The 18,273-nt window shown below is 74.4% G+C and carries 18 protein-coding genes and 1 pseudogene; 9 read left to right on the top strand and 10 right to left on the bottom strand.

The features are described 5' to 3' along the window. Positions 1 to 83: 83 nt before the first annotated feature. Together ACFYQQ_RS24340 and ACFYQQ_RS24335 are read right to left on the bottom strand one after the other, a co-directional pair. Positions 84 to 887 carry an SDR family NAD(P)-dependent oxidoreductase gene (locus ACFYQQ_RS24340; protein ID WP_355795662.1) on the bottom strand — a complete coding sequence of 268 codons (804 nt, stop codon included), beginning with the start codon at positions 885 to 887 and terminating at the stop codon, positions 84 to 86. 143 nt (positions 888 to 1,030) lie between these two features. Beyond that, positions 1,031 to 1,753, bottom strand: coding sequence for an ANTAR domain-containing protein (locus ACFYQQ_RS24335; RefSeq protein WP_356168098.1), 723 nt, complete (start codon positions 1,751 to 1,753; stop codon positions 1,031 to 1,033). Positions 1,754 to 2,209: 456 nt separating this feature from the next. On the opposite strand from ACFYQQ_RS24335, the gene ACFYQQ_RS24330 reads away from it, so the two are divergent. Continuing rightward, entirely contained in the window at positions 2,210 to 2,743 is a 534-nt protein-coding gene (locus ACFYQQ_RS24330; RefSeq protein ID WP_355794519.1) for a GNAT family N-acetyltransferase, read from the top strand. Between the two features lie 39 nt (positions 2,744 to 2,782). On the opposite strand, the gene ACFYQQ_RS24325 is transcribed toward ACFYQQ_RS24330, so the two are convergent. Next, a complete protein-coding gene (locus tag ACFYQQ_RS24325; protein WP_355794521.1) occupies positions 2,783 to 3,253 on the bottom strand; it encodes a hypothetical protein in 471 nt (156 codons plus the stop codon). A gap of 105 nt (positions 3,254 to 3,358) precedes the next feature. Continuing rightward, positions 3,359 to 4,268, bottom strand: a pseudogene (locus ACFYQQ_RS24320) (LysR substrate-binding domain-containing protein). A 114-nt stretch (positions 4,269 to 4,382) separates the two neighbouring features. Between ACFYQQ_RS24320 and ACFYQQ_RS24315 the strand changes: the two are divergent. After that, positions 4,383 to 4,667, top strand: coding sequence for a hypothetical protein (locus ACFYQQ_RS24315; protein WP_355796187.1), 285 nt, complete (start codon positions 4,383 to 4,385; stop codon positions 4,665 to 4,667). 38 nt (positions 4,668 to 4,705) lie between these two features. Here ACFYQQ_RS24315 and ACFYQQ_RS24310 read toward each other — a convergent pair whose 3' ends face one another. Then, complete coding sequence (locus ACFYQQ_RS24310) at positions 4,706 to 5,380, bottom strand: DUF6629 family protein (protein ID WP_356168104.1); 675 nt, start codon at positions 5,378 to 5,380, stop codon at positions 4,706 to 4,708. A 205-nt stretch (positions 5,381 to 5,585) separates the two neighbouring features. Here ACFYQQ_RS24310 and ACFYQQ_RS24305 point away from each other — a divergent pair, with 205 nt between their 5' ends. Beyond that, positions 5,586 to 5,801 carry a DUF4177 domain-containing protein gene (locus ACFYQQ_RS24305; RefSeq protein ID WP_355794285.1) on the top strand — a complete coding sequence of 72 codons (216 nt, stop codon included), beginning with the start codon at positions 5,586 to 5,588 and terminating at the stop codon, positions 5,799 to 5,801. A gap of 163 nt (positions 5,802 to 5,964) precedes the next feature. Beyond that, positions 5,965 to 6,888: a LysR family transcriptional regulator gene (locus ACFYQQ_RS24300; RefSeq protein WP_355794286.1), complete on the top strand. Its 924-nt coding sequence runs from the start codon at positions 5,965 to 5,967 to the stop codon at positions 6,886 to 6,888. A 238-nt stretch (positions 6,889 to 7,126) separates the two neighbouring features. Here ACFYQQ_RS24300 and ACFYQQ_RS24295 read toward each other — a convergent pair whose 3' ends face one another. Continuing rightward, a complete protein-coding gene (locus ACFYQQ_RS24295; RefSeq protein WP_356168110.1) occupies positions 7,127 to 8,002 on the bottom strand; it encodes an oxygenase MpaB family protein in 876 nt (291 codons plus the stop codon). Between the two features lie 370 nt (positions 8,003 to 8,372). Between ACFYQQ_RS24295 and ACFYQQ_RS24290 the strand changes: the two genes are divergently transcribed. Both ACFYQQ_RS24290 and ACFYQQ_RS24285 read left to right on the top strand, forming a co-directional pair. Then, positions 8,373 to 9,587 carry a phosphatidylserine/phosphatidylglycerophosphate/cardiolipin synthase family protein gene (locus ACFYQQ_RS24290; RefSeq protein WP_388905067.1) on the top strand — a complete coding sequence of 405 codons (1,215 nt, stop codon included), beginning with the start codon at positions 8,373 to 8,375 and terminating at the stop codon, positions 9,585 to 9,587. 111 nt (positions 9,588 to 9,698) lie between these two features. After that, positions 9,699 to 11,690: a hypothetical protein gene (locus tag ACFYQQ_RS24285; protein ID WP_388905065.1), complete on the top strand. Its 1,992-nt coding sequence runs from the start codon at positions 9,699 to 9,701 to the stop codon at positions 11,688 to 11,690. 111 nt (positions 11,691 to 11,801) lie between these two features. Here ACFYQQ_RS24285 and ACFYQQ_RS24280 read toward each other — a convergent pair whose 3' ends face one another. Continuing rightward, the gene (locus ACFYQQ_RS24280; protein WP_356168118.1) at positions 11,802 to 12,791 is read right to left on the bottom strand and encodes a DUF5937 family protein; all 990 of its coding nucleotides are present in this window, start codon (positions 12,789 to 12,791) and stop codon (positions 11,802 to 11,804) included. A gap of 195 nt (positions 12,792 to 12,986) precedes the next feature. On the opposite strand from ACFYQQ_RS24280, the gene ACFYQQ_RS24275 reads away from it, so the two are divergent. Beyond that, positions 12,987 to 14,216: an MFS transporter gene (locus ACFYQQ_RS24275; protein ID WP_356168121.1), complete on the top strand. Its 1,230-nt coding sequence runs from the start codon at positions 12,987 to 12,989 to the stop codon at positions 14,214 to 14,216. Here the strand turns inward: ACFYQQ_RS24275 and ACFYQQ_RS24270 are convergent. From ACFYQQ_RS24270 to ACFYQQ_RS24260, 3 genes are all read right to left on the bottom strand, one after another. Next, positions 14,168 to 14,695 carry a hypothetical protein gene (locus ACFYQQ_RS24270; RefSeq protein WP_356168124.1) on the bottom strand — a complete coding sequence of 176 codons (528 nt, stop codon included), beginning with the start codon at positions 14,693 to 14,695 and terminating at the stop codon, positions 14,168 to 14,170. The genes ACFYQQ_RS24275 and ACFYQQ_RS24270 overlap by 49 nt on opposite strands. Before the next feature lie 203 nt (positions 14,696 to 14,898). After that, complete coding sequence (locus ACFYQQ_RS24265; RefSeq protein ID WP_388905062.1) at positions 14,899 to 15,549, bottom strand: DUF6624 domain-containing protein; 651 nt, start codon at positions 15,547 to 15,549, stop codon at positions 14,899 to 14,901. Further along, entirely contained in the window at positions 15,546 to 16,082 is a 537-nt protein-coding gene (locus ACFYQQ_RS24260) for an ATP-binding protein (RefSeq protein ID WP_388905060.1), read from the bottom strand. The genes ACFYQQ_RS24265 and ACFYQQ_RS24260 overlap by 4 nt, the downstream gene beginning before the upstream one ends. 980 nt (positions 16,083 to 17,062) lie before the next feature. On the opposite strand from ACFYQQ_RS24260, the gene ACFYQQ_RS24255 reads away from it, so the two are divergent. Further along, entirely contained in the window at positions 17,063 to 17,929 is an 867-nt protein-coding gene (locus tag ACFYQQ_RS24255) for a helix-turn-helix transcriptional regulator (protein ID WP_355791234.1), read from the top strand. 2 nt (positions 17,930 to 17,931) lie between these two features. After that, the gene (locus ACFYQQ_RS24250; RefSeq protein ID WP_355791231.1) at positions 17,932 to 18,177 is read left to right on the top strand and encodes a DUF397 domain-containing protein; all 246 of its coding nucleotides are present in this window, start codon (positions 17,932 to 17,934) and stop codon (positions 18,175 to 18,177) included. The last annotated feature ends 96 nt before the right edge of the window (positions 18,178 to 18,273 follow it).

Genomic DNA, 18,273 nt, shown 5'->3' with positions numbered 1-18,273 from the left:
TCCGCGGCCGGCTGGTCCTCTTCCACAGCCGGCCGCGGAGCCGTGTCGTCCGCCCGCCCCGCGCGGACGGTGGCCCGGCGGTCTCAGTCCCGCCGCTCGCTCCCGGCCGGGTCCGGCTCCGCCAGCCTGCGGTGGGCCACGGCCTTCAGCCGGTCCGGGACGATCCGGTTGGCGATGCCCTGGGCCTTCGTCCTGCCGGAGCCCGTGACGAGCTTGTCCTTGCCCCGCATGACCGCGTCGAAGGCCTGGGCGGCGACCTCAGCCGGGTCGTCCTTGTCCATCCGGCCGATCTTCGTGTCGTCCTCCATGCCCGCCCGCCGGAAGAAGTCGGTGTCGGTCGGTCCGGGCATGAACGACGTGACGTGGACGCCGGTGTCCTTGAGCTCCTCCCGCAGCGCCTGCGCGAAGGACTGCACGAACGACTTCGTGGCGTTGTAGACCGGCTGGAAGGCGCCCGGCACGGCCGCGGCGACGGAGGACGTGAACAGCAGCCGCCCCTCGCCGTTCGCGATCATGTCGCGCACCAGGGGCTTGGTCAGCCGCACGGTCGAGGTGACGTTGAGGTCGATGACGGACTGGTCGTCGGCGAGGTCGGTGTCGGCGAAGGCGCCGCCGAGTCCGACACCGGCGTTGAGCGCGGCCACGTCCACCATCCGGCCCGCGACCGTCCGGTACACCCGTTCGACGCCGTCGTGGTGCCGCAGGTCCGCCCGGACGGTCTCCACGTGGCCGCCGAACTGCCTGAGCTGCTCGGCGGCGTCGGCGAGCCGGTCGTCCTCGGCGTTGATCACGAGCGAGAACCCGTTCCGGGCGAACTGCTTGGCCAGTTCGAAGCCGATGCCACTGGAGGCCCCGGTGACCAGGGCCAGCGGTTTGGTGTCGTTCATGGTGGAGGGGTACCCCCGCTGCCGAGTCCAACCGCCACGCCCCGCGTCGGCCGGCGCGGGACCCGTCCGCGGCGGGTCTCCGGCGTCCGCCGCGAGGGCGCGTACGGGCGGTCGCCCGAGGCCCCCGCGGCGGGAACCGCGCGTCAGCCCGCTTCGGGGAGCACCGGGCGGCGGTTCGTGAGGCTCTTCTGGAGCTGATGGCGGATGTCGCTGGCGAGATGCCCCGTGTGCGCCCACTCCACGATCAGCTCGGCGACGTGCCGCATCTTGATGTTGGTGTGCTGGGAGATCTCCCGTACGACGTGCCAGGCGTCCTCGGTCCGCAGGCCGGCCAGCGCCACGACGATCCCGATCGCCTGGTCGACGACCGCGTGCGAGGACACCGCCCGCTGCAGTTGCGCCAGCTCGTCGTGGAGCGAGGCCGGCGGGCCGCTCGCGCCGGCGTCCGGGCCCGTCCCCATGACGCCGGCCGCGTCGGCGAGGGACGCGCGGCTCGCGCAGGCGTGGACCGCCGCTCCGAGGGTGGCGAAGACCGGGATCGGGGCGAGGCCGAGGGCCAGCCGCAGCAGCGGGTCCACGTCCTGGCTCGGGCCCGCCAGCAGCAGCCGCCCCTGGGTCGCCTCCAGCGCGTGCGCGCAGTCCAGCAACTCCCGGACCGCCGCGGACGACAGGGCCCGCACATGGGAGAGGTCGACCACGATCCCGGTGCCCGGACGCTCCCCCGCCTTCCGTACGGCGTCGAAGAGCGGATGGCCGGCGTGGCCGACGTCGCCGACCGGGCGCATCAGCCACGCCGAGCGGCCACTGCCCGCCTCGACGGGGAGTTTCTCGATCCATACCTGGGGCGCTGTCTCCGCGTGGTCCATCGCAAACGCCTTCCTCCGCCTGAAAAGCCTTCTGTCGATGCCGGTGCAGTCGCGAACGCGCTCCCTCCACCGGTGGCGGAGGGAGCGCGTACGTGGGGCGCGCCTGACTTCGGTGTATCTGCCATGCATGCGGCCGGGCGCGGAGAAGTGACGCTTGGTACGAGCTGGTGGGTCCGCTGGTCGGCAGCAGCGCGGTCCGGTCCCGGACTCCGCAGTCCCGTCGTGGATGACGCGCGTCATCGAGCAGTCCGCGCTGAACATCCACGCCGAGGGAGATGCAGGGTCGTCCGGGGCCGCTTCCCGACCGCTTTGGGTTCTTGCCCGTTTTGCCGCACGTCAATGCATCGTTCGTCCGCGACCGCTTCTCTCCGGCCGCGCCGTCGGCCGGGGAACGACCGTGTGCGGCGGTCGGCCCCAGGTCAGCCGTGACCTCGCACGTCGGGCAGGATGGACTTCATGACCGAGATCCGCACCCCCCGCCTCCTCCTCCGCCGCTGGACCGACGACGACCTCGTGCCCATGGCCGACATCAACGCGGACCCGCAGGTGATGCGCTGGATCGGCGACGGCTCGGTCCTCGGCCTGGACGAGACGGCCGAGGAGATCGAGCGCTGGGAGGAGGAGTGGGACGAGGAGGGCTTCGGCGTCTTCGCCGTCGAACTGCTCGCCTCCGGTGAACTGGCCGGTTGCGTGGGGCTGTCGGTGCCCGAGTTCCTGCCCGAGGTGCTGCCCGCCGTGGCGATCGGCTGGCGGCTCGGCACCCCGTTCTGGGGGCAGGGTTACGCCTCCGAAGCCGCCCAGGCGACACTGGAGTTCGCGTTGCAGGACCGGGGTCTCGACCGGGTCGTCAGCATCAGCCGGATGGGAGACGACGCCTCCGAGAACGTCATCCGCAAGCTCGGGCTGGCCCCGGAGCGGGAGACCGAACACCCCCTGTACGGTCACGCGTTGGCGGTGCACGCGATCGACCTCACCGAGTACCAGGGGTGAACGGGCCGCGTCGGCGCTGACGTCGGGAGGACGCGCGGCTCAGCTCCCGCCCGCGTCCTTCGCGCACGAGCGGCGGCGGATGCCCGCGAGGAGCCTGCGCATGCCCACCGCGTGCCCGCCGGTTCCCACGACGAGCGCCCGGTAGACGCTGCCCGCCGGGCCGGGGAAGAGGGCCCGCGTCTCGGCCCGCAGCCGCGACCGTCCCGGGCCGAGGGGTTCGAGACGGAAGACCAGGGCGTACGACGAGAACCGGTGGCGCCCTCGAAGGACCAGCTCACGCTCCGGGTCCGCGGCGGCCACCCGGAACCCGGGGAAGGCCGACCCCTCGGCCAGGGGCCGCGGTCCGGACGCCGTGCGGTCGGCGCATCCCACCAGCCTCGCGTAGCCGGCCGCTCCACGGCGGGTGAAGGACTCGTCCAGCGTCTCGCCCAGCGCACGCCAGGCGTCCGCGGTGTCCGCGTCGAGGACAGTCGTGTGCTCGTCGACGTGGGGCAACGACGGCATTGACATCGGCATCGGCATGGCCTTTCGCAGGTCCGGGACGGCCCGGGAGCGGGGGCGGCGGTCGTCCGCCCGTACCGGTCGCATCAGTGGCCTGCCCGGGTGGTGGGGCGTTCAGACCTCGGCGGCCGCGGCGATGTCGTGCAGGGTCCGCAGTGCCGCGGCGACGCCGGGCCGTTCCCGGCCGCCGCCGCGGGTGCAGGTCAGGAGCTTGCGGTGCGGGTCGCCGGTGCAGCTGACCCGGGTGAGGGGCAACTGCGGGGCGAGGTGCGCCAGTCGGGGGATCAGGGCGACGCCCAGGCCGTGGGCGACGAGGTGGGCGGTGACGTTCCAGTCGAGCGCGTGGTGCACGATGTCGGGCGTGAAACCGGCGGCGCCGCACGCGGAGAGCACGTGCGGGCGGTCGGCACGGACTGTCCGGCACCGGCGCGATCCAGTCCTCACGCGCCGCTTCCGCGAGGTCGATGTCGCGGCGGCCCGCGAGGGGGTGCGTGTCGGGGACGACCAGGTCGAAAGGGTCGTCCATGAGCGGCTGCTGGTCGAACCGGGCGTCGCCGCGCGGCGGGTTGTACGGGGTCGACTCGACGACCGCGAGGTCGACCTCCCCCTCGAAGAGCAGGTCGAAGCTCTCCGGCGCCGCCGCCTCCCGGACTCCGATCCGCAGACGCGGGTGGCGCTCGCGCAGCCGTGCCGCCGCCGGAGCGAGGAGCGTCGCGACGGCCACGGGAAAGCCGCTCACCCGCAGGGGTCCCGCCGCCTCGTCGTGATCGGCCCTGAGGTCCAGTTCGGCCCGTTCCCAGCGGGCCCGGATGGCGTCGGCGTGTGCCAGCAGCCGGTGCGCGGACGGGGTGAGGCGCACCCCGCGCCCGTGCGGCCTCAGCAGCTCCACGCCCAGGTCGCGGGCGAGTTGGCGGATCTGCTGCGAGGCGGCGGAGGGCGTGACGTGCAGGGCGCGGGCGGCGGCCGTCACCGTGCCGTAGTGGTCGACCGCCCGCAGGACATGGAGCCGGCGCAGGTCAATCATGAAGGTCACGCTTCAAGGTGCCGTCCGGAAAGTCAACCTGGACGTGCAAGAAGCCGCGGTCCACGCTGGAGTCGTCGCGACGCACTCCCGTACTGCCGATCGAAGGAGCTGACGATGACCGGCCAGAGCAATGCCGCCGGAGGTCCGGGCACCGGCGTGTGCCCCCACTGCGGATGGCCCGACGACGCCGAGCCCTTCCAGGTGCTCTCCCGGCACGCCACGGCGAACGGCCGCACCGTGTGGGCCCGGTGCGGCTGCGGTTCCCTCCAGATGCGCACCGTCGACGCCTTCGGCACGCGTGTCGTCTCCCGCGGCCGCCCGGCGGCGACGGACGCGGCCCGCCCGCGCGAAGCACCCGCGGACAGCACGGCGCGCCGGGTGTCCCACCGTCCCGTCTGACGCGCTCACACAGGGCGTGGAGCCGCCCCTGGGGAGGCTCATCTCCCGCCGCCCCTCCCCCGGGCGCGTGCCATGTCCGGTCCGGCCCGGTCCACGGCCTCGGGGCCCCGCCGTCCGCGCACCCAGAGGAGCAGGACGACCGAGCACACCGCCGCGAACGCGCACCACGTCGAGACGAACTCCACTCGCCACAGCGCCCAGCAGACGAGGGCGCCCACGGCGACGAGGATCCCGAGCACCGTCAGCCCGCGGTCGCCGGACAGCAGCAGGGAGCCGACGGTGGCCGCCAGGTAGCCGGCGATCAGCAGCCGGGAGTAAGGGAGTTGAAGGACGTAGGCGAGCGTGTGCCCGCGGATCTCGGCGGTCACCGGACGCGTGGCGAGTGCGTGCGCGAGCGCCGCCGCCGTCACGGTCCCGGCCGCCAGGGGGACCGTCAGGCGACGCCGGGCACGCGCGGGCACGGCGCACACCACCCCCACCGGCACCCACACCACGAGCAGCGGGAGGGCGATGACGGCCCAGGCCACGGTGGCGGGGCCCGATCCGCCGCCGGCGTGCCAGACCACGGACTCGACGAGCTGGTGCGCCCCGAGCAGCAACGGCAGGGCTGCCAACGGCAGATCGCGGCGCCGACGCGCGCGCACGACGCAGGCCACTCCGACGGCCGCGATCCCGGCGCCCGCCACGAGATCGGCCTTCGCACTCCAGCACATCGCGCCACCCCGGGGTCGACCGTCGTCGTGTGCCTCAGCCTTCGGCGCGGCCCAGGCTACGTCGCGCGGGGCGGGCGCCCGGGGTGACACGACGGCACCGGGCGCCCGCTCGGGCACGTCCGTGACGTCCGCGTAGGCTCCAGGGCATCTCCGGTGACCGGCGGTCCGCCGGTCGTCGCGACCTATCCGCAGGAGGCCCTCCGCCATGAGCGATCCCTACATCCTCGAGTACAAGGTCGTCACCTTCCGGGAGTCGCTCGTCGGGGACGCCCTCGACAGCGACAAGCTGGAGAAGCTCCTCAACAAGCACGCCGGGGACGGCTGGGCGCTGAAGGCGATCACGTCCGCCGACGTCAAGGGACGGATCGGGCCCGGCGCGGTCGAGGGTCTGCTGCTCACCTTCGAACGCCCGCGCCGGTAGGACCTTTCGGCGGGCACACGTCCTGGCCGTGGCCGCCGTGCGCCACGCGCAGGACTGGCAACTACGGGGTACACCTGGCGGAGGCCGGGTGTACCCGGTTGCAGGACGCTCCCACCCCTATGCCTTCGCCGAAAGGCACGTGCGGCTGGTATGCGTGGACGTCATGGACTTCAGTGACGTCTCGCTGACCGCCCTGCGGGTCTTCCGCGAGGTGGCCGAACAGGGCACCTTCACCGCCGCGGCGGGGGCGCTCGGCTACACCCAGTCCGCCGTGTCCCGGCAGATCGCCTCGCTGGAACGGGCCGCCGGAAGCCCTCTGCTGGAGCGGCGCCGGGAGGGCGTACGCCTGACCGCGGCCGGGCACGTGGTGCTGCGCCGGGCGTCGACCGTGATCGATCAGATCGACGCGACCGCCCGCGAACTGGCCGGCCTACCCGCCCAGGCCGGGACCGTACGCGTGGGCTGGTTCCCCAGCGCGGGCGCCGTCCTGGTGCCGAAGGCCGTCGCCGCCCTGCGCCGCGCGCATCCCGCGATCACCGTCATCACCCGTGAGGGGAGCACCCCCGCGCTGGTGCGCGCGCTGCGGGCCGGCAGCCTGGACCTCGCCCTGCTGGCCTCCGCGCCGCCCTTCCGTCCGCTCGACACCGAGACGCCCCCGCTGAGCGTGTGCACGCTCACCGAACGCGGCCTGCGCCTCGCGGTGCCGGCCGCCCACCCCCTGGCCCGCGGCGACTTCGTGGACGTGGCCGAGCTGCGCGGCCAGACCTGGATCGCCGGACCCGCCTCCGGTGAGGACCGGCTGATGGGGGTCTGGCCCGGGCTGGACGAGCGTCCGGAGATCGCGCACACGGCCCGTGACTGGCTGGCCAAGCTGCACCTCGTCGCGGCGGGGTGCGGTCTCACCACGGTGTCGCCCTCGCTCGTGCCGGCCGCCCCGCCGGGCGTACGGATCCTGCCGGTGCGGGGCGGCCCCCAGGAGCAGCGCCGCCTGGTGCTGGCCCGCCTCCCCGGCCCGCTGAGCGAACCCGCCGCCCGCGTCGCCGACGCCCTGCGCGCCGCCGCGGTCGACGCCGAGACGCAGCCGTAGCAAGCGCGGTACGCGGTCCGCGCCCGGGAGCCGACATCTGCCACGGCCCGCTCGCGTGCGTACCCGCCGGACTGGTCACCGCCGGTCTCTTCGGCCGGAGGGGTCGTGGCGCGAGTCGTACGCCGTGGCGCGGATGCCGGAATCCGGAAGGAGCCTTCGTACCGGACTCACAGGTGATCCGTCGCCGGAGCGCTTCCGGATTGGCCCCGGCCTGGAAACTCGGCCGGGGTCCGCTGGCTCAGCGTTGCCGGGACGGCGGCGGCGTCATCGCCCAGCGGATCGTCGTGACCAGCGCGCGGCCGGCGCGGGGGACCACGACGCCCTCCAGGACCGGCACCCGCGGGAGCCGCAGCGGGCCGCGGGCCCAGGGCGGGAGGTCGGCCACCGCCGTCGCCGTGAGGACGCCGTAGGCGGGCCGGGCCGCCAGCGGCAGCGGTGGGCGGAAGAGGATGAAGCGCGCCGCCGACCGGGCCTGCGGCGTGGCCCGCAGCTCGCCGCGGTAGGAGTCGAGGACCTCGGCGAGTTCCGCGCGGCTGCGGGGCGGGTCCGCCACACCGAGGGCCTCCGCCACCCGCGCCGTGTCGGCCACGTACCCGTCGCACCCGGCGGCGTCCAGCGGATGTGCCCCGTACCGCTGATGGGCGTCGAGGAAGCTGTCGGTCTCGGCGGCGTGCACCCAGCCCAGCAGGTGCGGGTCCGCGGCGTGGTACGGCTCGCCGAGGTCCGTCCTGCCCCGCACCTTGAGGTGGATGGCGCGGACGTGGTCGACGGCCCGCTGGGCGTCCTCGGCGGTGCCGAAGGTGGTGACGGCGAGGAACGTGCTGGTGCGCTGGAGCCGGCCCCACGGATCGCCCTGGTACCCGGAGTGGGCGGCCACCGCGGCCATCGCCAGCGGGTGCAGCGATTGCAGGAGCAGCGCGCGCAGCCCTCCGACGAACATCGAGGCGTCCCCGTGGACGGTGCGGATGGGACGGTCCGGGCCGAACCACCGCTCCCCCGGTGTGTCGTGGATCCGGGCCCGGTTGGCGGGCCCCTCGGGCCCCGCGACCCGGCTGAACAGCTCGGCGCCGAGCCGCTCACGCAGACCGGAGACCGCGGATGCGTACGTGTCCATGGCCCCAGTGTCCTTCAGGACGCCCGCCCCCGGCAGACCCGGAAACCCTCCGCCGGCGGGTCCCGGACGGCCGGGAGATCCACCGGAGTACCCCACCGGATCGGGGGCACGAGAGTGTGTGCCACCGGCGGACTCCCCCCGGTCCCGCCGGTGGCGATGCTCCCGCGCGGGGCGAAGGGGACGGGTCACCCCGGCGCCCGCGCGGTCGAGCGGAGGGGCAGGCCGCGTCATGGGAGACACAGGGCGGGCGCGGCCGCCCCTCCCGACGTGATCCCGCCCGGCAGGCGAGCGGTTCCGCGGCGTGCCCGCGGGACCGGCCGAGGGTCCGGCCCGGATCGTCGGCGCACAGAACGGATACAGGAGACGGTGAATGCGTGAGGCGACTGCGCTGGAGATCCAGCACGAGGACACGGCGGCCGGGGGCGACGCGGCCGGCCGCAAGCAGCGGCTGCGAAGACGGCTGGAACGGCTGATCGGTATCGCCGCCACCGAGGGCAACGAGCTGGTCCCGCTGCGCAACGGTGACGAGATCTTCCCGGCCATGCTGGACGCGGTCCGGTCCGCGGAGCACACGGTCGACCTGATGACGTTCGTGTACTGGCGGGGGCAGATAGCCCACGACTTCGCGGCGGCGCTGGCCGACCGGGCCCGCGCGGGCCTGCGCGTGCGGCTGCTGCTCGACGGCTTCGGGGCGAAGGAGATCGAGGCGGACCTGCTGGAGTCCATGAGCTCCGCCGGTGTGGAGATCGCCTGGTTCCGCAAGCCGCTCTGGCTGTCCCCCTTCAAGCAGAACCACCGCTGCCACCGCAAGGCCCTGATCGTCGACGAGCACACGGCGTTCACCGGCGGGGTCGGGATCGCCGAGGAGTGGTGCGGCGACGCCCGCGACCCCTCCGAGTGGCGCGACACCCACGTCAGGCTCCGCGGCCCGGCCGTCGACGGCATCGCCGCCGCCTTCGCCCAGAACTGGGCGGAGTGCCACGACGAGCTGTTCGACGAGCAGGACCGCTTCACCCAGCACGGCCAGCCGGGCGACGCGACCGTGCAGGTGGTGCGGGGTTCGGCCGGATTCGGCTGGCAGGACATGCAGACGCTGATCCGGGTCATGCTCACCTCCGCCGAGGAGCGGGTACGCCTGTCCACCGCCTACTTCGCCCCGGACGACTACTTCGCGGACCTGCTGGCCGCGACCGCCCGCCGCGGGGTGCGGGTGGAGATCCTGCTGCCGGGCCCGCACACCGACCAGCGGGCCTGCCGTCTGGCGGGGCAGCACCTCTACTCCGGCCTGCTGGCGGCCGGGGTCGAGATCAGTCAGTACCAGCCGACCATGCTCCACACCAAGATCATCACAGTGGACGGGGTCGCCTCCCTGATCGGCTCGACCAACTTCAACCGCCGGTCCATGGAGCACGACGAGGAGGTCATGCTCGCCGTGCTCGACGAGCGGTTCACGGCGGCCCTCGACGAGGACTTCGAGAAGGACCGGGAACGCGCCGAGAGGGTCGATCCGGTCCGCTGGAAGCACCGCCCGCTCAGCCAGCGCCTCAAGGAGACCGCCGTCCTGCCGATACGGCGCTTCCTGTAGCCGGGCTCGGACCGGCCGGGGGTCCGCGTCCCGGGGTGCTGTGACCATCCCAAGATTCACTCGTTTGAAGCAGCGCAGTGACCTGTATCCGATGCGGAAGGCACGCGCTCCATGCACAGCCCCCGGCAACGACCTCCCGTCACGGGCACCCGGACCGCGCTCGACCGGGCCGAGTCCGCGTTGATCGGCCAGTACGGCGACCTGACCCGGCTGGCCTATCTCACACTGCCCGTCAGCCTCGGCCGGCACCGCCGGGTGCTCCTCGCGCACGGCATCGTGCAGCGGGCCCTGCCCGGAGTGCGCGGCCGGCTCCCGGCGCCGCGCAGACCGGACGCGGACGGCGACGGAGCCGGGGCACCGGTGCCGGAGGCCCGCCGGCTGCGCCGGCACGTGGTGCGTGCCGCGCTGGCCCGGGAGCGGCGACCGCGCGGCTGGCCCGCCGCACTGCCCCCGCCGGGCACGCTCCTGCCGGGGCTGCCGCTGGTGTGGGGGCTGCGGTTGTTCCCCGCGGCAGGCGGGGCGGAGGACATGGCTCTGGGCCGGCTGCTGGCGACGGCACCGGCCGAGGCCCGCGCCGCCTTCCTGCTGCTCCGCCTGGACGGGCTGCCCGTCGCGGAGGTCCGTGAGGTCCTCACGGGCGCCGGCGTCCGTGATCCCGAGGGCGCCCTGCGGGCCGCCGACGAGCTCGGCTCGGCCGTCGGGGAGCAGGCGGAGCGGCTGCTGCGGTCCCGCGAGTTCGACGCCTGCTTCGTGCAGACCCGCCCCACCGACCTGCTGCGACGGCGCCGCCGCCTGTGGTGCGCGTGGGGAACGCTGGCCGCGCTGGTGGGCTTCCTCGCCCTGTGGGCCCTGCCCGGCCCCGGTCAGGATCCCTCCCCCGCGGGCGCGGGTACGGACGCGCGGGCGGGCGTTCCGGTGCCGGGCCCGCGGCAGTTGACGCGCACTCCGGCGGACGTCTGGGCCGACACCTCGCGGGTCGACTTCACGGCGTGGCCCGCTCGCGGCGACCGTGTCGACGACGACGGCCTCCTGTCGCGCGCCCTCTCCGTCTGGGCCCGTCCGCCGCGGAGCGTCCGCCCCGCCGTGGCACCGGATACCCCGGCCGAACCGCCCACGCGATCACCGCAGCTCCTGTACGCCGGTGACGTCGAAGGGCGGGCCGTCGTCCTGTTCCACGACGTCCAGCGGATCGTCCGTTACAGCGAGCCGCTCACCTCCGGCACGCCGAGCCTCGCGATCGCGCGGGCGGACGACGCCGACGTCACGACGGCCGCCGCGGTCGTCGTCGCGCGCGGCCGGGGCACGGTGCGGTTCCTGACCGCGCCCTGGATCGCCGGGGCGGAGACCCGGGACCTGCTGCGCCCCGACTCGCCCGCCCGGCGGCTGCGCGTCGCCCCGGACGGGGTCACCGGCACGGTTCCCGCCCCCGCGGCACGGACGGCCTGCGACAGCGTGCCGGTGCTGCAACTGCGCTCCTCGGCCCGGATCGTGGAGAAGCACGCCTTCCTGCTGAGCGACCTCGGCGGTCTCTCGCCGGTGCACCTGACCTACACACCGCTGCCCGGCACCGGCACCGGGGCCCCGCCGAGCCGCCAGCCGCGGGAGTCGACCGGGGCGCCGGCGCTGGTGGCCTGGGCGCGGCTCGGGTGCGGTCTGCGCGAGGTGCGCGGGAGCGGCGTCCGCGCGGTCAACGTCTGGGACTTCGCCGCGCAGGACCTGCCCGAGCACGGCGGGCGTTCGGTGTGGTCCTGCGTGCGCGCCTCGACCTGGCGCGGCCCGGGCGACGTCGTCGTGCGGTGGCGTACGCCGGACGCCTCCGCGCCGGCCAGGGTGGTGGCACGGGCCCGTTCCACGGCGGCGTGCAGCCGCTTCGGCCAGCACGTCGTGGCGGGCACCCGCTGGCGCGCGGGCTCCGGGCACTGGTACGTGCTCGCCGCCGGCAGCCGGGCGGTCAGCCGGATCGAGGTCGCCGGAGACGTCACGGAGTCCCGTGCCGGCCGGACCCTCGCCGTCCGGACCCCGGAGAAGTCCCGCACCCGTGTGACGGTGAGCGGGGTGCTGACGAACGGGGACAAGCTCATGGAGATCGGCCGGGACGGCTGAGGCGGGGGCACTCGCGTCCACCGGGAGCGGCCAGGCGTCGGCGGGCGCGCCGAGCCGCCGGGCCCGGTGGCGGGCGGAAGCCCGGGTGAGCCGGTCCGGCCGGGCGGCCGGTCAGGTTCCGTCCGCCACCGCGTCGCCGAGTGCCGTGCGTTCGTAGAGCACGTGGTAGCCCCGGCGGTGGGACACCAGGAGGCCCGACTCCCGCAGGACCGACAGGTGCGCGGAGACGGAGGAGGGCGCCAGGCCGTGCCGGTCCGCGAGCGCGGTCGTCGAGGCCGGGGCGTCGAGGCCCGCCAGGATGGCGGCGCGGTGGTGGCCCAGGAGACGGGCCAGCGCCTCGGGCGTCCCGGTGCGGGCACTCTGCGGCAGCCCGCCCATCCCCCTCGCCGGATAGATGACCGTCGGCTGCCAGGGCCGGGCGAAGCCGCTCACCACATCGGGCCACACGAAGACGCTGGGCATCAGCAGGACACCCCGGCCGTCGGGGCCCTGCGCGTCCTGGAGGTCGCCGTACATGCGCAGGGTGAGCGCGTTCCCCGCCCAGTGGATGCCGGGGTGCAGGTCGTCGAAGAGGGCTTCGAGTCCGCCGTCCGCCAACTGCCGTGAGCGGTGGGCGACATCGGCCTCCAGGAGTGCCCGGTGACGTGGCCAGTCCGGCGCGAGAAGGGCGTGCCAGGCGCGTTCGGTGAGGTCGGCGAGCCTGCGGACGGCGTCGGCCGGGTCGTCCAGGGCGGCGCGGGCGTGCGGCGATCGGGCCGCCCCGGGCGTGCACGCGAGCGAACGGGCCATCTCCGTACGGGCCATGCCGGGGTCGGTGGCCCGCATCCGCGCCAGTTCCTCCTCGAAGGCGGGACAGGGCGACTCGGGCGGCGGTCCCAGGAAGTCGGGGGTGTATCCGCCCGGGCGCGGCATGAACAGCCACAGGAGCGACAGGTCCAGGCCCGCCACGGTCGCCCGCACCCGGCGCAGCCAGGCCCGGTGATAGGCGTGCCGCGAGGGCCGCCGCAGCATCCGCAGCGCCTCGTGCGTCTGGCACAGCGGGGACACCGCGAACCGGCACCGGGTCAGGTCGTCGGTGCCGAGGTGCAGGGTCAGCGGCAAGACGGCCTCCGGTGGTCGCGGGCGGTGACGGGCGGGCCGGGGCGCCGAGGTCCGTCCGGCCGCGCGGGACCGCACCGGCCGGACCGGGCGATTCGGCTCCGTCCGAAAGAGTAGAAGGCCGTGCGGCCGCGCCCGCACGCTGTCCCCCGGCCGACCGGCCCTCGTTTCGACTGCCCGGCGCGGAAAGGCAATCGCATGGGGAGCGCACGTCTCACCTCGCGGCGCAGAGCCGCCGTCGTCGCGGCTCTGATGCTGGCCGCCTTCACCTTCAACACCACGGAGAACCTGCCCGTCGGGCTGCTCTCCCTCATCTCCGCCGATCTCCGGGTCTCCCTGGCGGCCGTCGGGCTGCTGGTCACCGGCTACGGACTGACCGTGGCCGTGGTCTCGCTGCCGGTCGCCCACGTCACCCGGTCGATCCCGCGCCGCCATGTGCTGTCCGGGCTGCTGGGGCTGCTCGTGCTGGCCAGCTGGGTCTGCGCGCTCGGGCCGGTCTCGTACGGTCTGCTGCTCGTGGCGCGGGTGGCGACGGCGCTGGCCCAGGCGCTGTTCTGGGCCGTGATGGGGCCGGTGGCGGTGGGGCTCTTCCCGCCCGAGCGGCGGGGGCGGATCATCGGGCTGCTGTCCGTCGGGGGCTCGCTCGCCACCGTGCTCGGTGTCCCGGCGGGCACCTGGCTGGGCGGGCACGGCGGCTGGCGCGCGCCGTTCCTGGTGCTGGGCGCCCTCGCGCTCGTCTCGCTGGTGGCCGTCGCGGTCCTGCTGCCGACCTCACCGCCGGAGGCGGGGCACGCGGCGTACGGGGTCCGGCCCGACGCCCGCAGGTTCGCCGTGGTCCTGGTGACGACCGCGCTCTCGGTGACCGGCGCCTTCGCCGGGTTCACCTACGTCGTCCCCTTCCTCGGTGAGGTGAGCGGCTTCTCGCGGGACTCGGCCGGTGCGCTGCTGATGGTCTTCGGAGTGGCGGGGCCGGCCGGGATCGCCGCGGCCGGACCCCTGCTGGACCGCTTCCCGCGCGGGACGCTGATCGTCCCGGTGGCGGCCCAGGCGGCGGCCCTCCTCGGCCTGTACGCGGGCGGCCGGAACCAGGCGGTGACCGTCGCCATGCTGATGCTGCTGGGGGCCTCGGTGGGACCCGTGTTCATGGCCACCCAGAGTCAGGTGCTCCAGGTGGCGCCCGGGCGCAGCGAGTTGGCCCTGGCGGCGAACTCGGCCGCGTTCAACGCGGGAGTGGCCGCGGGCGCGCTGACGGGCGGGGCGCTGCTGTCCGTCACGGGGGTGCGCGGCACGTTCCTGGTGGGCGGGCTGCTGACCGCCGGGGCGCTCGCGGTGCTGGTGTGGCCCGGCGCGTCCGGGTCCGGCGGTTCGGCCCGGCGGGCTCACTCGACGCCGGGGCCCGCTTCCTTCCTCAGGAAGTTGCTCACCTGACACGCGAGGCTCTCCTCGACGGCGCCCGTGCGGACACCCGTGTCGACCGGGTCCTCGGGCAGTCCGACACCGCCCGCCCAGAGGTAGCGGTCGGTCCACTCCTCGTCGACCTTCAGCTGCACCTGGATGTCGACCCGGGTCAGGTCGGCGTCCGTGCCGGCGGCGTACGCGACGGCGGTGACGCGGCGCAGCGGGTAGACGTCGAAGCCCTCGATGAACTGCGAGTTCCGCCAGTCGAGGAGCGCGCTCTCGCCGTCCGCGCCGAGGCGGACGTCGATCTGGCCGTCCTCCAGGTGGATGCCGAAGTGCTCGCCGGAGCGGTTCTCGACGGTGACCCGGAATCTGAAGTAGGTGAGACCTTCGGCGGCGTCGTCGCGGCCGCGCGGGGGCTCCGCCTTCTCCAAGCCGTGGACGCGGACACGCAGGCCGGCGTGCTCGTCGCACTCCTGCCAGTCTCCGACCACATTCGGCTCGTACACGATCCACCTCTCGACCTTCGAAGCTGCTTCTTATCCGTGTGCTCAACGAAGTGTCAAATGAGTGGAACCGGCCGTGGCCAGGGAATTCTCCCGGCTTGATCGTCGATCAAGCCGTGCGCAGCAGAAATCATTTCCCAGGCTGTGACGGCGGCGTCCCGGTGCGTGCTGCACATCACGCTCGGCGGCGGTCGGCCCGCGGGGGCTCAGCCGCGCTCGCGCAGGGCCCGCATCTGCTCGTCGAGCGGGCACAGCCCGACGTCACGGCGCCGCTCGTCGACGGTCCCGGGCCTCCGGAGCGCGTAGGGGCGCAGGGTGACCGGATTGACCCGGGTCCCGTAGAACTGCGGCTCGCCGAGTTCGACGGCGCAGTGGTCCGCGATGTACGCGTGCTGCGCGGGCGGGCAACGTCCGTCGGCGACGGCCTGGGCGATCAGGTCGCGGCACAGCAGCTGGAAGTCGAGGTCCGGCGTGTGCAGCAGGATCATGAGGGCCGCCGTGGAGGCCTCCGCGCCCACCTGGTCGGCGGCCGGCCAGCCGTGCCGGCGGACGATCGCTTCGAGGGCGACGGCGTTGGCCCGGCGGCATTCCAGGACCGCGCGACGGGCCCGGGTCCCGGGATCGGCCTGCGCCTGCCGTGTGACGCGGGTGTCCTCCTCGGCCCGGCGCACCAGTTCCCCGGCCAGCAGGGCGGCGAACGCGGGGAGCATGCGGGTTCCCGAGGTGTCCCCCGGCTCGGGGCCCTCGTCCGCCGCACCGGGTCCGGCGGTCCGGGGGCGCGCCGGCTCGGCGGGCGGCCGGGTCTCCGAGGCGTCGGCCGTACGGTCGTCCGCCAGGCGTTCGGGGAAGCGGTTCACGACGCCTCCCCGGGCCCGAGTGCGAGGGTGAACCACACCCGTTTCCCGTGCCCGCCGGGCTCGGGCGGGGCGACCCCCCAGTCGTCGGCGAGCGCGGCCACGATGGCCAGGCCCCGGCCCGACTCCGCGGTGACGTCCCGTGGGCGGGCCGAGGGCGCGGTGGGCGAGCTGTCGGCGACGGTCACGCGCAGGTGCCGTCCGGTGCACTCGACGGTGACGGTGATCAGGTCGGCGGTGCCGGCGCTGCCGTGCCGCACGGCGTTGGCGAAGACCTCGTCCGCCGCGAGGACGGCGTCGTCGACGGTCTCGGCGGGGAGCGGCAGGCCGGCGAGGTGCGTGGTGATCGTCCGTCGTACGCACGCTGCCTGCGACGGACGGGCGGGCACGGCGGTACGGAGGGGGCGGGGCTGGGTCAACTCGATCAGGGCCTCATGGTGCCGGACCCGGCGGAAGGGCACGTGGTCGTCCGGCGCGTGGGCGCCGTGTGTCGGTGAGGGCGACGGACGGCGGGGGTGCGCTCCGGGTGCCGTCATCGGACCTCCTTCGCGTGCGGCGCGGCCGGGAGGACGTTCCGGCCGGTCGGCCGCGCGGCCGGCCGAGCGGACCGGCCGGCGGCGCAGAGGGCAGGGCGGTGGTCCCGTCGCGGGCCCGTGGTCGCGCGGGGCGCCGCAGGTCCGGTGCGGCGTCCGAGGGCCGGGCCCGCGCGGGATCCGGTGCGGGCGGGCGGCGTGGGCCCACCCCATCGGAACGGAGCGGGAGCCGCCCCAGGACGACGGAGAAACGATCCGCCGAGACCATCGGGGCCGCGACCCGCGGCGGGGGCGGCGGGCTCGGCTCGGAATCCGGGTTCGGGAGCGGGAGCGTGTTCGAGTTCAGGTCCGAATCCGGGTCCGGGATCAGGCCCCGGTGCGAGGTCGGGTCCGGATTTGCGTTCGGGACCGGGACCGGGGTCGCGTTCAGGTTCGGCGCCGGCCCCCGCGGGTGCCGCGTCCACGTACTCCTCTTCCGCCCAGCCCACGGGTAACGGCCCCGGCTTTCCCCTCATGACGCGGCCCCCGGCGTCGGGCGCGCGCCGCGCCCGTACTCGTGCCCGAGCCGTTCGTGCCGGCGTGGCTCCGGGCGACGGCGGACGTCCCGTACGTCGCTCCGCAGGGTGAGGGACGCACAGGACCTGCCCGCGGCCCCGGGCGCCGCGACCGGCGCCCTGCCGGGTCCGGCCGCTCCCCTGCCGGGGTTCCTCGATCGTCCGTCCTTCACGGTGGTCACCCAGGTCTCACATCGCATCGCGTGGGCTGCGTCCCGTACCTGGTGATCCATCAGAAGTGGTACGGCTGAACGCAGTTGAGCGTCGTCGCCGCCGACTGCTCGCCAGCTCCCCCGATCACTATGGTGGCGGACGGAGCCGGGCCGCAACCGGCGTTCCGATAATTTCAAAACGATTCGCATCGCTCTGTCTCTGTCGGTCACCGCGTGCCACACTGCACGCTGTGACGGCCGTACCGGGAGGTAGGACGTGAGCGAGAACCGCTCCGGCGGCAGCGCGCCGACCGTCTTACGGATGGTTCTCGGCAAGCGGCTCCGGCACCTGCGGGAACAGGCCGGAGTCTCGTTCGAGGACGCGGCGCGGGCCATCGAGGTCACCCCGCTGACGGTCCGCAGGATCGAGAAGGCGGAGGTCGGTCTCCGCATCCCGTACGTGAAGGAACTGCTGCGCGCCTACGGGGTCCCGGAGGCGGAGCTGGAGGACTTCCTCATCCTGGCCAGGGAGGCCAACCGGCCCGGCTGGTGGCACAAGTACCGCGACGTGCTGCCCGAGTGGTTCAGCGCGTACGTGAGCCTGGAGAGCGAAGCCAGTGTCATCCGCCTGTACGAACCGCACTACGTCCCGGGCCTGTTGCAGACGCGCGAGTACGCCACCGCGCTGCTGCACGTAGGTTTCCCGAACGAGTCGCCCGAGGACATCGCCCGCCGGGTCGCCCTGCGCCTCAGGCGTCAGGACCTGCTCGCCAAGCCGGACGCGCCCGCCCTGTGGGCCGTCCTGGACGAGACCGTGCTGCGCCGCCCGGTGGGCGGAGCCGACGTGATGCGGGCCCAGATCGACCGGCTCGCCGAGGCGCTGGACATGCCGAAGGTCAGGATCCAGATCATGCGCTTCGGCGCGGGCGCGCACCCCGGCGCCTTCGGGCCGTTCCACTACTTCCGCTTCGGGTTCTCCGAACTGCCCGACGTCGTCTACACCGAGAGCCTCGCCGGGGCGGTCTACGTCGACCAGCCGGCCGACGTCGTGACCTGTCTCGAAGTGCTGGACCGGATGTCCGTGCAGGCGGAGCCGGTCACTCGAACCAGGGACATCCTGGCCGAACTGCGTAAGGAGTTGTGACCATGGGATCAACGGGCCCCGTCCGCAGCGGCGTCAGCGCCACCGATCTGGGAACCGAGGGCTGGTCGAAGCCCTGGAGCGGTACGAACGGCGGGAGTTGCGTCGAGGCCAAACCGCTGTCCGGCGGCCGCGTGGCCCTCCGCCAGTCCACGGACCCGGAAGGGCCCGCGCTGATCTACTCCCGGGACGAGATGGCCGCCTTCCTGGCGGGCGTCAAGTCGGGCCAGGCCGACTTCCTCATCGCGTGACCGCCCGGCCCAGGGGCGGACGTTCCCCCGTCATCCCAACTCCCTTAAACGTCAGGCGCGTTGCCGTTAGGTTGGGGACAGACCACGTGTGACGCA

Origin of the sequence: Streptomyces sp. NPDC005496 (genome assembly GCF_042872045.1) — a bacterium.
GTDB lineage: Bacteria > Actinomycetota > Actinomycetes > Streptomycetales > Streptomycetaceae > Streptomyces.
Note: the sequence above shows the minus strand (reverse complement) of the source record. Positions and strands in the feature narration are given on the sequence as shown.